Here is a 12,851-nt window from a genome sequence, read left to right as displayed (position 1 = left end):
GGCCTTCACCCCCACCCTGAAGGGCGGAGCGCTGGCCAAGATCAGAGGTAGATCAGCTGCCGTATCCCCAGCGGGCGCGTCCGTCGCTTCCGGCGAAACACTTGGCCGGACGTCCGTCAGTGGTGGTGCCGCGCGCTCCTACGGGCGAGCAGAAACGGCCGAACTGAACCCCGGACTGCCCGCCGCCCGTGCTGCCTCCGGTGTTGCCGCCCGTGCTGGTGCTTCCGCCGGTGCTGGTGCTCGACCCGCTGTCCTCGGTCGGCTCGGGTGCCGGCTCCGGCTCCGGCTTCGGGGTGGGCTTCGGGTGGAGTCTCTTGCCCGTCACCTTTGGGCACTTCACCCCCGGGGCGGCCAGGTACACCTTGGGCTTCGCACGCTTGGGCACGAGACCGGAGCCCGCGCTGGGCCCCTGGATGCACACCAGCCACCGCCCGTGTTCCTTGGGGAGAGTGACGTCCTCGTACGCGCTGTACGCCACGAGGTCGGCGTCCACCAGGTCCTCGACGGCCTCCTCCGCGCCTTCGAAGGTCTCGCCGATGACCTTGGGCATCGAGGGGCGCGGATCTTTGCTCTTCGACGGCGCGGCCGGCGCGGTTTTGGTGACCGTGACGGTGGGGCCCGGCTTTGTCTTTATCTTCGTCGTGGGGCCCTGGCATGCCGCTGTGATCATTGCCAGGATGAGGAAGGCGGCGAACATGCCGCCGCATCCCAGGACGGTCTTGTGACTTGCCTTGAGCTGGTCCCTCGGCGGGCCGGGATAGGGCGGACCGGGATACGGCGGACCTGGATACGGCGGCTGGTGCGGGGGTCTGTTCATCACTGCCTCCTGAAGTTCAACAAAATGTAGAAGCTGCAGGAGTGTATCGGCGGCATGGAAAGGTCGCCGTCTGCACAGCTAGGTGGTGGCCCGCCCGGGCGACGAAGTTCTTTTCCACTGAGCGGAGTTGGCGGAGACCGCCGTCCACCCACCACTGCCTGCCCGGCCGACGCCTACTCAAGCCACAGCGTGAGGCCCACATACAGTTTCCTTCCCGTGCCGATCTCCTGAACCAGCCCGTGCTCTACCGCTGCAGGCTCTGCGACCCGGCTCGGTGCTGTCCGCGATGCCGGCCTGGGCCGTCACCAGTTGGGGTCGAGTGTGAGTGTCGCCGCGCGGTCGGTCATCCAGGCGTCGAAGTCATTCACTGTGCCGTAGATCGGCTGCCCGCCGAAGGCCCTTGTTACGTCAGCCAGTTCAGTGAGGGCTGAGGTCAGGTGACCGGCGGCCAGTGCGGCCTGGGTGCGGCCGATCCGGGGCAGGACGTTCTCCGCTGCGAAGCTATTGCGTTCGGCCCCCAGTGCCTGGGTTGTGGCGCGCAGTGACTCGGCGGCGAGAACAGCGGTCGCCACCTCCTGTTCAAGTAGTGCCAGGCGGGTCTCGTCCACTCGATCCGCGTGGGCGGCGACGAGAGCCACCTGGAGTCCATGGGTGATGACTGCAGCGGCCGCCGCCGGCGAGGCCGCCGACGAGAGCTCCGAGGACGGCAGGCACGTTCCGCGAATTCTTGTGCGTCGGTTTCCCCGCGGGCGAGGTCCAGCCCCGCCTCTGCCACCTTGTGTGCGGCTTGCGCGACTGCCGATGCGAGGGTCGCGCAGGCCAGGGCTGCCGGCAGGGATCCAGCCTTGGCGGCCACCCTGACGGCTTCTCGCAGGGCGGCCTGGGCGCCTGACTGTACGGCCGCCCGGCCGACGGCGCTTCCCGCCGCTGTCAGCGCGGCCACCGACGCCGACGTCTCCCTGGCACGAATCCGAGCCGCCGCACGGGCCGCCTCCACCACGCCTGTACCAATCGCGGTTGCGGCAGCGGCGGTTGCGGTAGCGCCGGATATCTGCCGCGCGCTCGCGCCGGCGAGTTGCCTGTTGGCCCACTTCAGCGGGGAACGCGCGGCTCGGTGTGTCTCCCGGAGGCTGATGCCGCGGCCCTGAACGCCTTCTGCGCGGAGCCGGTCGGTCAGCTGGGCGCGGGCATCACGGTAATCCTCGTATCGGATGCCGTCGGGCGACATGGTCAGGCGCTTGTCGAGCAGCTGCCCCCCCAACGGCTTCCAGCTTGTCGGCGGCGAGGAGCCGCTGCATCCCCGTGTAGTGGCTGCGGGCGAACTGGACGCGGTTGCCGGGGAGCTCTGGAAGAGCTTGGCCCGAATCTGCGCGACCACCCGGCGCCCGTTGACGATCTTCAGGTCCGCGGGAGCGATATGCGAGCCGCCGGCTCCCCCCTCGGTGACCACCGCACGCAGCGGGGAGTCCTGGGTGATCGCTGCCTGGTTGAAAGACAGTGCGTGCATCACCTCGAAGAGATGCCCGGCACGCTGTTCGTTGGTGACGTTCGCATACCGGGCCGCCAGCCGGGCCACGGTGTCCCTGGTCCGCAGGGTCTCCACAGTGGCTTGTGCCAGCCGTCGGCCCGCCGGGTCGGCCGCTGCCCAGGCAGCCGCGAACGCGCCACCTGGCAGCGGCACCCGTGCTGGGCCCTGCCTTCGCCGCCGACCGTTCACCCGGCGACCATCAGCGACTGCAGCCGGGCCAAGGCGTCCTCCACGACCAGCCTGGACACATCGGTGACCTGGCCGTCCTCGTCAGCGAGCGGTGCAGACATGACAGTGGTCGCCGTGCTCGCCAGCGCAACCAGGACGGCAACCTCGCCGCGCTGGGACGGCGTGTAGACGGCGTAGTCGTCCCCGCCTTCCAGCATGGTGCGCAGGCCCGGCAGCCTGAGCTGCAGTTCGTCGCGCAGGCGGTCCAGCACGTGCCGGATCTGGCGACTGCGTTCGCACACGGCGGACGCCCTGGCCTCGGCCACGGCGAGTTCGGCGGATGCCCGGGCCACCCCGGCCGCGTTCTCACGCTGGTCGCGCCGCAACCGCCGCGACTTCCACTCCAGGAGGCCGACTGCGGTCAGCACGACCGGGGTCGCAACGATTCCCGTGAGCACCGCAGTGCCGACGGCCACGCCTCCTCCGCCCGCGGCCACCGCGCCGCCGCCCAACCAGGCGAGCGTGGCACTGCTGGCCGCAGCCCCGGACAGGCCGGATATCGCCGCCCCGGTCGACGCGGTCGCGAAAGCACCCACCGTTGCGTATGTGGCCGCACCGGCACCGGCTGCGGCGATCGCGCTGCCCGCCACCGCAGTTACAGCGCCCACCGCGTCCACCGCGTCCACCGCGTCCAGCCTCATCCGACGCAGCTGCACGTCCGGCAGTCCCGCCGCAGCAAGCTCCCCAATGTCAGCCAGCTCCGCCAAGTCCACATGCTTCAGCTGGAGGAACGCCTCTTTGAAGGGCACCAACGCGCGGTAGTAGACGCTACGCCGCGCCGCCTCCTGCTCTCCTCCTGTACGACAGGCCGCCAAGTTCCGGCTCTCGCATCCGTCGCCTCACGCCCGTCATGACGGATGATCAGCTCGGCTGCCCGCTCCGGTCCGGCGCGGAAGCGCACCTGAGCGTGGGGAGGTTGCGATGGCAGAGCATCCGGTGATCGGGTATCTCGTCTGGGCGGTACTGTTCGGCGCCGTGTTCGCCTGGGAGGGAATCACCCTCGTCCGGGCCGACGACGCGTTTCCCACGCTCAGCGATGCCATGCGCGCGGTCATGCGCTACCCCGTCGGCCGATGGGCGCTGTTCGCCTTCTGGTTGTGGTTCGGCTGGCACACCTTCGTTCGCGGCTGGCACTTCCTGCTCCGGGACGCGCCGTGATGGCGTGCCGACGGATCGGAAGGCACGGCGCGTAGGGTGCTCCCTCTTTCACTGAACATCGGGCTCATGTTGAGCGGCTACGTGCTGGTCATGGGGTTCCTGGCCCTGGGTCTGCGCATTCAGCGTCGAAGGCCGGCCGCACCCGGGCGTGCCGGGAGGCAGGGCTGGCCGGGGCTGATCCGCCTCGTGGTCGGCACCGCGGTCGGTGGGTATGTGCTGCTGATGGTTGTTGTGGTGGGTTACTACCGTGGCGTGGCCCAGCTGGGCGGCCGATTCCTGTCGAGCGCGTTCACCGGGGCCGCGGTGCTGGTGGGGATCTCGCTCCCGGTCTTCTTCGTCGCGTCCTGGCTGGTCGAATGGTTGCGGCGGGGACGGCGGAGTCGGTGACGTGTCACGGGATCTCGGACACTGGACGCGACCGGGTTCGGCCGCATCCTCGACCGCCAAGGCCCGCAGCAGCGCCGCCGCCACGTCTGACGTTCCGGCCCCGGACCCTTGGGCATGGCGCGCAGCCAAGACCGGCCGAACGGAAAACGTCGGTCAGGTCTCGCCTTCGGTCGGCGAGATGGCCCCCATTGTTCGACTGATGGGATCAGCGGCGCGCGTGCCGTAACTGGTTGGGCGACAGGGAAGCCCCGGGGTGATGCCTCGGGCTTCTTCGTCGAGCGTGTGATGAGGATTCAACTCACGCTCGAACCCAACGTGGCCGTGGGCCAGCGCGGTCCCGGGTGTCGACTTTCACGGGGAGACCTTCGCCCTCTTCGGCTGCTCGCTGGTCCTGACGGCCTGTTTCCTGTCCTGGGTCCCGCGCCAAGATGTGGTTCACGGTGCTCGGCGCCGGCACCCTCGGCGGCTGTCTGCTGCACGGCTTCCTGGTGAAGGGCGCCGATTGCGCCGGGCTGTTCGACACGTACACCTGGCTCTCCACCCCGCTCGGCGAGATCTTCCTGACCATCGCGGTGGCCGTCGTGGTCACCCTGCTCTGCACCCCGTTCGTACGGCGTATGTTCCCCTGGGCGATGGAGCCCGAGATGAAGTGGGCGTTCCGCAGCGACCCGGTCGAGAACGTCCGTGGCCGGGGGCAGAGTTCCCTGACGTATGTGAGCGTGAGCCGGACACTGGTCGCCTCGTCGAGTACGGCGAGACGACCAAGGCCCGAGTCCGAGAAGGCGTCTAGTCGCCCTGGCGGCCGACGACATCAACAGGGAGAGCCGGAAGGCCGACGCCCTCGTTTCGCGACGGCTCCGAACCACCCCAGCGCATCGCAGGAGAGCCAGCTGGAGGACGATCCGTTTCGCCTGACGGCCAGGGCCCAGCGGCGATTGTGGGCGATGAGCGGGGCGACGTCGTCGTGGTCGTCGGGGCTGGCGGAGGGACTCCAAGAGGTGGTCACAGGTGTCCTCCAGGTTGCGGTGTGGGCCCGTCGAGGAGGGTGAGGAGGGTACTCAGGCGGGTGTCGATGTCCTGGTCACGGGTCTCGACCAAGGCCGTCGGCATAGAGGACCAGTTGGTCGCCGGTCCAGGTCGACGGCGGTGGTGCGTAAGCGCCGCCTACGCCCAGCGGGGCGCCGACAGCGTCCGGCAAGTATTTCCGCATTGGCTCGGCCCATCCAGAACTGATTTCGTTGATTTCTGGCGCCGAGGCAGTGGATATCGTTAGTGTGCGGCGCGTACCGAGGCTCGGCACTCAAACCGGCCTTGCCCACCGCCATGCCCGGCTGAGGCGCCGGTTGCCCATGCCCGGCCGACCGGAGGCAGCACTCCACAGCTCGCCCCGCGGAGCTCAAAGCGTCAGCCCGCTGACGCCCACTTCGTGTCGTCCTCGACGATCCACACCTGCGAAAGAGCCGACGTGAACAACAAGCAACTCGCTTCCGCGCTCCCGGAGACCGACCGCACCCGCCATCGCCGCCTGCGCGAGCAGGGAAGCCTCGACCGCGCACAGCTCGACGCCATCCTGGAGACAGGCTTCATCTGCCACTTCGGGGTCGTCATCGACGGAATCCCCATGGTTGTGCCGACCGTCTACGGCAATGACGGCCGCTACCTCTACTTCCACGGCTCGGTCGCCAGCCGCAGCCTGGTCGCCTCACCCAAGGCGGCGGTGTGCGTGACCGTCACGCATGTGGACGGCCTGGTCCTCGCCCGCTCGGTGTTCGAGCATGGCGTCAACTACCGCAGTGCGATGATCTACGGCGTGCCACGCCTCGTCACGGACGCGGAGGAGAAGCTGGCGGGCCTGCGCTGCCTGACCGAGCACGCGACACCCGGACAGTGGGACTACGCACGGCAGCCGAACCGCAAGGAACTGGCGGCGACCGCGCTGCTTGCCCTTTCCCTGGAGGAGGCGTCGGTCAAGATACGCACCGGTGGCCCCGACGACGGCGATGGACCCGACGCCGCCCTCGGCATCTGGGCAGGCGTCCTGCCGCTGACCGCTACGTGGGGCGAGCCTGATGCCGACCCCCTCCTCCCGGACGGCATCGAACCGCCCCACCACATCCTCGCCCGCAGCAATACCCGAGCCGGGTAACCGGGAATGCCGTCCCCCCACGGACCGGAAAGGAATCGAGTCCGGCGTGCCCCCTGCCCTCTGGCGCCTCGCGATCGGGACCGTCACGATCGACACCGACGCCTTCGTCGTCAGCCAGAATCCTGCCGGACATCGCAACCGACCTGGACGTGTCCGTCGCAGTGGCCGGCCAGCTGGTGACCGCCGACTCCCTCGCCTACGCGGTGCTCGGCCCGCTCAGCGCCTCACTGACCAGATCGGCATCTCGCCGGACCACTATGCGTTGCTGCTCGCCGGCCGCATTGAAAGCCATGACAGTCTGCCTGCCCACGGACCAGGCCGAGGCGCTGGCCACCGTCGCTAGCGTTGAGAACAGGCCCGTGTCCGAAGTCATCCGCGCCGCCATCGCCGAGCTTCTCTTTCAGACCATCGAGCGGCCCGTAGGTGGATTGCCGCGTAGCTGTCCACCGGTCCACAATTAAAAAAGGTTGGGTGATGGGGGCGTACCTCTTTAAGAAGCGCCCAATGCATCCCGCTGCTCTGGTCGGTGCGGCCGCAGGTCGCGTGGCGCACTTCGCCGTTTCCGGCGTGGTCGGTGGACTGATTTTCCGAGGTGCGGCCAAAGCCGCGCCGACGGTCAAACCTGCTGTTCGCCAGGCGCTCGTCGGTGGTATCGCCGGCGGCATCGTGGCGAGCCGGTGGCTCGGCTCCGCAGCCGAGGAGGCTCGGCTCAAGGCGGGGGACATGCTGGCCGAGGCCCGGTCCTCGCTGGGTGAGGAGACTCCGCCGCCGTCCGCGGTGAAAGTCGAGGGCCATGCACACGACCACGAACACTGATCATGTCTGACATCGTCGTGCGCTCTGTTGCCGCAGGCCGGGTGCGGCTGGTCGTGCCGTGGCTGCAGGCCCGGCCCGGCTGCGCCGGACTGGTCGATGATCGTCTCGCCGACGTACAAGGCTTCCGGGCTCTGCGGATCTTTCCCCGTACAGGGAGTGTGGTGGTCTGGGTCGCGCCCGACCGCCTGGACGTAGACCGGCTGGTGTCCGCACTGGAGGAGGCGCCTCCACCGTCTGCCGTGGCCAAAGCGAGCCGTGCGACACCTGACTCGTCCACGGGCGAGGTCGCCCGGCTGGTCGTCGGCGGTGCGGTACTCGCCCTCGTAGCCGTGCACCGACTCCTGCTGCGCCGCCCGCCCTGGTCGAGCGGTGCTCCGCTCGATCTCCTGCGCGTCGCCACCGTGTTCAGCGGCTTGCCCTTCTTCCGCGGGGCGGCGCACACCGTGCTGGGCCGCCGATTCCCCGGTACGGACACCCTGGTCACCGCCGCGACGGTGATCTCACTGGTGCTGCGGGAGAACGTGGTGGCACTGACCGTGCTGTGGCTGCTCAACATCGGCGAGTTCCTGCAGACCCTGACGCTGCGCCGCACCCGGCGGGCCATCGAGGAGCTGCTGAGCGTCGGCGAGGAGCGGGTGTGGCTCGTACGCGACGGCGTCGAGATCGAGGTGGCGCTGGAGGATGTCGAGGCAGGCGACCTGGTTGCTGTGTACGAGCATCACCGGATCCCCGTGGATGGCACCGCCGTCAGCGGGGAGGCACTGGTCGACCAGGCGGCCATCACAGGCGAAGCCCTCCCGGTGTATGTGCGTGAGGGCGCCGACGTCTATGCCGGCACCATCCTCACCAACGGCTCGCTCACCATCCGCACGACCTCCGTCGGCCGTGACACCACGGTCGGCCGCATCATCAGCCGGGTGGAGGAGGCGCAGGCCGACCGGGCGCCGATCCAGACCGTGGCCACCCGCTTCACCCGCCGCTTCGTCCCGGTCTCCTTCGCCCTGGCGGCCGGCACCTACCTGCTCACCGGTGACCCCCGGCGTGCGATGACCATGCTGCTCATCGCATGTCCGTGCGCCGCCGGCCTGGCCACCCCGACCGCCATCAGCGCAGCGATCGGCAACGGCGCCCGCCACGGCACCCTCATCAAGGGGGGAACCCACCTGGAAGGCGTTGGGCGCGTCACCGCGGTGGTCTTCGACAAGACCGGCACCCTCACCCTGGGCCGCCCGCTCGTTACCAGCGTGGTCACTTTTCACGAGCAGTTCACCGCCGACGAGGTGCTGAGCCTGGCCGCATCGGGTGAGCTTCACGCCCGGCACCCGCTCGCCGAGGCCATCGTCCGGCGCACCGAGGAGCAGCACCTGCACATCCCCATCCACCAAGCGTGCGAAGTCGTTCTCGGCATGGGCATGCGCGCCGAACTCGACGGCAGCCGCCTGCTGGTCGGAAGCCCGGCCCTGCTGCGCCAGCACGGTATGGAACTACCGGAGGCTGCACAGAACTGGACGGAACAGCTGCGTGCCCAGGGCGAGACGGTCATATGCCTGGCACACGACGACAGCTTGATCGGCATGCTGGGCCTCTCCGATGCGGTACGTGGCGGAGCCCATACCGTCGTACGGCAACTGGAAGACCTGGGAGTGCAACGCATCATCCTGATGACCGGTGACTCGCCCGAAACCGCCGAGGCGGTCGCGGATGCGCTTGGCATCACCGAGGTGCACGCCCACGCTCTGCCCGAGGGCAAGCTTCAGTTGATCCGCGACCTCCAGGACGAGGGACACATCGTCGCCATGGTCGGTGACGGCACCAACGACGCCCCCGCCCTGGCCCTGGCGGACGTCGGCATCGCGATGGGCGCACACTCCTCGCACGTTGCGCTGGAGACCGCCGACATCGCGTTGGCCGGCAACGACCTGCAGCAGGTCGCCGCAGTTGTCGAACTGAGCCGCCAAACGCTACGGGTGGTCCGGCAGAACTACGGCCTGGCCATCGGCGTCAATCTCGTCGGCCTGGGTGCCGGCGCGGGAGGGTCCATCAACCCGGTCGTGGCCGCCCTGCTGCACAACACCAGCAGCATCGCCGTGGTCGGTAACTCGGCACGACTGGTCAACCACACCCCGCGCCTGCCCAGCGAACGAGGCCCGACGCTCTACGCGGCCCCGATGGAGGACCACCGAGTGCGCTGACCGCTGACCACCAGATCGGCGTTCGCCTAGGTTTTGCATCCGCTCTGGCGGCGCCCGGAACCTCTGGAGGAGAGCAGCATGGCAACAGGCACTGTGAAGTGGTTCAACGCGGACAAGGGTTTTGGCTTCATCACGCAGGACGATGGCGGTCCGGATGTGTTCGTCCACTTCTCCGCCATCCAGACCACCGGCTTCAAGGAGCTGTTGGAGGGCGCCCCGGTCGAGTACGAAGTCACCCAGGGCCCCAAGGGCCCCCAGGCGGAGATGGTCGTCCCCTTGTCGTAGTCGACGTGTACGAATACAGGCCGGCCGGCCCCAGCGCGGTCGTCCCGACGATCAGGCTGGGGCCGGTCCGGCATTCCCGGCCCGCGTCCACGCCAACGAGCTGGCCTGCGCTTCCTGCGCCATCTTTCGGGTGGCAGCTCACGGCTCGGTGAGACCGCTCAAACGTCGTTGCGCAGGAAACCAGTTCACTGGTCAGGCGGACGCGTCAGCATCTTCTGGCGCCGACGACGCCAAGCCGTCGCCCGCCTCTTTCATTACCTGCGGCGTCGTCGCACGATCGAGGGGCGGCCTCCGTGAGACCGCCCCTGACCACTCCACGGCCCGCTACACCCTGGCCGCCCAGCGAAACCGGCAGGTCAGACAGCGAAATCCAGCCGGAGTATTAGGCGGTCTGCCGCATGTCCCCGTTGGGAACATGCGGCACGCGTGTTTGCTACGAGTGAAGCCGCCTGGTCAGGATGACGGGGCGTCAAGTCCCGGCTTGCGCTTGACGTCAGTGATTTTCAAGTTCGCGGCTGCCAACGCCCCGAACGGCTCGGTGATCAGGGTGCTGGAGGTACCGATGATTTCCAGTGCGGCCTGGGAATCGATCCGCAGGTCCAGGCGGACACGCGGCGAGCCGCCCTGGGCGGGCATGGCGTGGATACGCGACGCCGGGTAGTCCAGTTTCATCAGCTTGCTGTGCAGAACCTTGGCGCTGGTGGTGCCCTTGCCGCCGAACCCCTCGCGGATGCGGTCCGCGTGCTTGTCGGCGATGCACTGATCCTCCGCGTCCAGCGGGATCTCTGCGAAGTCCTCGGGCTTGAGCTCGGAGGTGTAGTCCTCCGGGGGGCCTTCGGAGGAGTTCGGGTCCGGGCCGATGCCGTCGATCGTCGGCGGCGGGTTGTCCGGCCCGTACCCGTCCACCGGCTGCTCCGCGTACCCGGGAACATCCTCCGGGCGGGGGATCCTCTTGCCGTTCGCGTCGGCCGGCTGGTCCTCTCTGCACGCCGCGTTGATGGTGCGCACGAGCTTTGAGAACCGCTTCATGGCCGCGCTGTTGTCCGTGGCGGTCGGGCTGCTTCCTGCGCGCACGCTGCTTCCCGCAGGCACCGCGTCGGCGCCGGACTTCTGACTGCCACACCCGGCCACGGCGAGGGAGGCGAGACTGGCCGCGAGCAGCGCGGCAGTAACACGTATGGGTCGCATGGGCGCATCATGTCCGGTGATCGACACGGCGCACATGAGCACGCGTACTCACCTTCACCCCGAGCTGCCAACTACCGCAAGAATCGGAGCCTTTGACTCCGAAGCGCATGTCTTACGTAAAGGCGTTCGAGGTGCACGGGTCCGTGATCGTCGATCACCACGGGTCGACTTGACGAGAGAGAACACCGTTCGAAGAACCGCGTTCCCTGTCGTGGCCGCCGTATCCATGGCCATGCTGCGGCCCAGTCGTGCCGAGCGTGCACGACGGCGTAGCACCACCGGCCGACGTAGTGGCCGCCTATGTGCTGGCCGGCGAACTCGCACTGGCAGGCGGCGACCACCGTGCGGCCTTCACCCGGTACGAGAACGCGATGCGCGGCTGTGCCCAGGGCTGCCAGAAGGGCGGCGACCGCACAGGGAAGTTCCTTGCCCCCGGCACCGCGACCGGCCTCCGCATCCGCAACGGCCTGCTGAGCAGACGCTCCCTGTGGATGGCATCGTCGGCCCGCAGACTTGAACGCGCTGCGCCCCGTGAGGGCGGCGGGCCGTCGAGACGGAACCCGCAGAGTCAGCCGGCCTTGGCCGGCTCCAGGGTGCGGCCGAGGAGGGGGAGCAGGCGGTCCCAGTGGCGCTGCAGTGCGGAGGGGTTGAAGGCGTCGGTGTCGGACATGGTGAAGCCGTGGACGGTGCCGGGGTAGATCTCGGAGGTGTAGCCGACACCTGCGGCATCCAGCGCCTGGTTGAGCTCGCCGAGGGCCTCGGGCGTCATGTCGGTTTCGGCGTGGCCGAGGTGGACCTGGGCGGTGAGCTTGGAGAGGAGGCGGTGCAGGCTGTCGGGCCCGTCGGCGCCCACGGGGCCGTGGAATCCGGCGACGGCGGCCACCTGGCCGGGGTGGGCCGCGGCGGTGCGCATCGCCAGGAGGCCGCCTATGCAGTAGCCGGTCACCGCGACCGGTCCGGCGCCGACCTCGGGCTGGGTGGTGAGGAACCTGAGGTAGGCGTCGGCGTCGCTCAGGACACGTTCGGTGGTGTGCGCCTCGATCAAGGGCATCAGCTGGGCGATGACCGCGGGCCGGACCTCTTCTCCGATGTGCTCGGGAAGTTCGATCAGTGGTGCCGGGCCGTGCCGGTAGAAGAGGTTGGGGACGAGCACGTAGTACCCGTGCCCGGCCAGTTCGCGGGCCATCTCCCGCAGCACGGGCCGGATGCCGAAGCCGTCCGCGTACATCAGCACCCCTGGGTGCCGCTCGCCGTGGTCGGGGAAGGCGGCGAAGGCGTCGGCCTGGCCGTCCGTGGTGGGGATCTGCAGTGTCTTGGTGGGCAAGAGCTTCCTTCCTTGAGTTCACTCGATAAACGTTCGTCGCACTAACGTTTTCGGCGCGAGTGAACGTATATCGTTAGTCGGACTAACGCAACGGGTAGGATGGGCGCCATGATCAGAGCCGAAGCCGCGGACGTGCCCGGCGACGGCGCGCTCAAGATGCCCGACAGGCTGCGTCGACGGGCGAGCCGACTGTTGTCGCAGCTGACCATGCGGTCGGACCGGCTGATCACCGAGGGGCTGGCCCGGGCCGACGCCCGCAAGTGGCACTACGCCGTGCTCGCCTCACTGCAGGAGTACGGGCCGGGCAGCCAGGCGGAGCTGAGCAGGCGCTCCGGCATCTACCGCAGCGACATGGTCGGCGTGCTCAACGAACTGGTCGAGCGTGACCTTGTCGAGCGGGCACCGGATCCCGGCGACCGGCGCCGCAACATCATCACGATCTCCACCCAAGGCCGCCGCCACCTACGCCTCCTCGACAAGGTCCTGGACGACCTCCATGACGAACTGCTCGCGCCGCTTTGTCCGGCCGAACGCGACCAGTTCGTGCAGTTGCTCACTCGCTTGCTGGACCACCACACCCAGACCTCCTGAGCCGCGTAGTGGCATCCGACATCAACGCTGCCCGGGGCGCTGTTTCATAGGTGGCCGCTCGGCTGGACCACACAGCCGAGCGCCTGCATAAACGGTCCAGCTGGACAGTTATGAAGGCTTCCACCGCCCGAACGCGATCGTTCGGTTCCGGGCGGGCATGAACTCTGTCTGCAGGCGGAAGAGGTGAACAC

At 68.6% G+C, this 12,851-nt stretch carries 12 protein-coding genes and 1 pseudogene; 8 read left to right on the top strand and 5 right to left on the bottom strand.

Annotated features, from left to right (window positions below):
- Positions 1-52 precede the first annotated feature (52 nt).
- From PXH83_RS26020 to PXH83_RS26010, 3 genes are all read right to left on the bottom strand, one after another.
- Positions 53-817, bottom strand: a complete 765-nt coding sequence (locus tag PXH83_RS26020; RefSeq protein ID WP_274563564.1) for a hypothetical protein — start codon at positions 815-817, stop codon at positions 53-55.
- A 302-nt stretch (positions 818-1,119) separates the two neighbouring features.
- Positions 1,120-1,455 carry a hypothetical protein gene (locus PXH83_RS26015; protein WP_274563562.1) on the bottom strand — a complete coding sequence of 112 codons (336 nt, stop codon included), beginning with the start codon at positions 1,453-1,455 and terminating at the stop codon, positions 1,120-1,122.
- Positions 1,456-2,530: 1,075 nt separating this feature from the next.
- Positions 2,531-3,322 carry a hypothetical protein gene (locus PXH83_RS26010; RefSeq protein ID WP_274563560.1) on the bottom strand — a complete coding sequence of 264 codons (792 nt, stop codon included), beginning with the start codon at positions 3,320-3,322 and terminating at the stop codon, positions 2,531-2,533.
- A gap of 172 nt (positions 3,323-3,494) precedes the next feature.
- Between PXH83_RS26010 and PXH83_RS26005 the strand changes: the two genes are divergently transcribed.
- The 7 genes and pseudogenes from PXH83_RS26005 to PXH83_RS25975 all read left to right on the top strand — a co-directional run bounded on the left by PXH83_RS26005 (position 3,495) and on the right by PXH83_RS25975 (position 9,557).
- A complete protein-coding gene (locus tag PXH83_RS26005) occupies positions 3,495-3,731 on the top strand; it encodes a DUF6186 family protein (protein ID WP_274563558.1) in 237 nt (78 codons plus the stop codon).
- A 66-nt stretch (positions 3,732-3,797) separates the two neighbouring features.
- A complete protein-coding gene (locus tag PXH83_RS26000) occupies positions 3,798-4,118 on the top strand; it encodes a DUF6256 family protein (protein ID WP_274563557.1) in 321 nt (106 codons plus the stop codon).
- A gap of 361 nt (positions 4,119-4,479) precedes the next feature.
- A pseudogene (locus PXH83_RS25995) lies at positions 4,480-4,810 on the top strand (acyltransferase family protein); the annotation flags it as partial.
- Between the two features lie 773 nt (positions 4,811-5,583).
- Positions 5,584-6,264, top strand: coding sequence for a pyridoxamine 5'-phosphate oxidase family protein (locus PXH83_RS25990; protein WP_274563556.1), 681 nt, complete (start codon positions 5,584-5,586; stop codon positions 6,262-6,264).
- A gap of 504 nt (positions 6,265-6,768) precedes the next feature.
- Positions 6,769-7,080 (top strand): DUF1490 family protein, encoded by a 312-nt coding sequence (locus PXH83_RS25985; RefSeq protein WP_274563555.1) that lies wholly within the window; start codon positions 6,769-6,771, stop codon positions 7,078-7,080.
- 2 nt (positions 7,081-7,082) lie between these two features.
- A complete protein-coding gene (locus PXH83_RS25980) occupies positions 7,083-9,272 on the top strand; it encodes a heavy metal translocating P-type ATPase (RefSeq protein ID WP_274563554.1) in 2,190 nt (729 codons plus the stop codon).
- A gap of 78 nt (positions 9,273-9,350) precedes the next feature.
- A complete protein-coding gene (locus PXH83_RS25975; RefSeq protein ID WP_274563553.1) occupies positions 9,351-9,557 on the top strand; it encodes a cold-shock protein in 207 nt (68 codons plus the stop codon).
- A gap of 453 nt (positions 9,558-10,010) precedes the next feature.
- Here the strand turns inward: PXH83_RS25975 and PXH83_RS25970 are convergent, their stop codons facing one another.
- A complete protein-coding gene (locus PXH83_RS25970) occupies positions 10,011-10,745 on the bottom strand; it encodes a hypothetical protein (RefSeq protein ID WP_274563551.1) in 735 nt (244 codons plus the stop codon).
- A gap of 568 nt (positions 10,746-11,313) precedes the next feature.
- Complete coding sequence (locus PXH83_RS25965; RefSeq protein WP_274563549.1) at positions 11,314-12,069, bottom strand: dienelactone hydrolase family protein; 756 nt, start codon at positions 12,067-12,069, stop codon at positions 11,314-11,316.
- A gap of 108 nt (positions 12,070-12,177) precedes the next feature.
- Between PXH83_RS25965 and PXH83_RS25960 the strand changes: the two genes are divergently transcribed.
- Positions 12,178-12,660: a MarR family winged helix-turn-helix transcriptional regulator gene (locus PXH83_RS25960; protein WP_274563547.1), complete on the top strand. Its 483-nt coding sequence runs from the start codon at positions 12,178-12,180 to the stop codon at positions 12,658-12,660.
- Positions 12,661-12,851: the final 191 nt, after the last annotated feature.

Origin of the sequence: Streptomyces spiramyceticus (assembly GCF_028807635.1) — a bacterium.
Lineage (GTDB): Bacteria > Actinomycetota > Actinomycetes > Streptomycetales > Streptomycetaceae > Streptomyces > Streptomyces spiramyceticus.
Note: the sequence above shows the minus strand (reverse complement) of the source record. Positions and strands in the feature narration are given on the sequence as shown.

Bases quoted from the DNA above. Each gene is read 5' to 3' on its own strand.
- PXH83_RS25975 (WP_274563553.1), top strand. From the start codon at position 9,351: ATGGCAACAGGCACTGTGAAGTGGTTCAACGCGGACAAGGGTTTTGGC.
- PXH83_RS25985 (WP_274563555.1), top strand. From the start codon at position 6,769: ATGCATCCCGCTGCTCTGGTCGGTGCGGCCGCAGGTCGCGTGGCGCAC.
- PXH83_RS26005 (WP_274563558.1), top strand. From the start codon at position 3,495: ATGGCAGAGCATCCGGTGATCGGGTATCTCGTCTGGGCGGTACTGTTC.
- PXH83_RS25970 (WP_274563551.1), bottom strand. From the start codon at position 10,745: ATGCGACCCATACGTGTTACTGCCGCGCTGCTCGCGGCCAGTCTCGCC.
- PXH83_RS26020 (WP_274563564.1), bottom strand. From the start codon at position 817: ATGAACAGACCCCCGCACCAGCCGCCGTATCCAGGTCCGCCGTATCCC.
- PXH83_RS25980 (WP_274563554.1), top strand. From the start codon at position 7,083: ATGTCTGACATCGTCGTGCGCTCTGTTGCCGCAGGCCGGGTGCGGCTG.
- PXH83_RS26000 (WP_274563557.1), top strand. From the start codon at position 3,798: ATGTTGAGCGGCTACGTGCTGGTCATGGGGTTCCTGGCCCTGGGTCTG.
- PXH83_RS25960 (WP_274563547.1), top strand. From the start codon at position 12,178: ATGATCAGAGCCGAAGCCGCGGACGTGCCCGGCGACGGCGCGCTCAAG.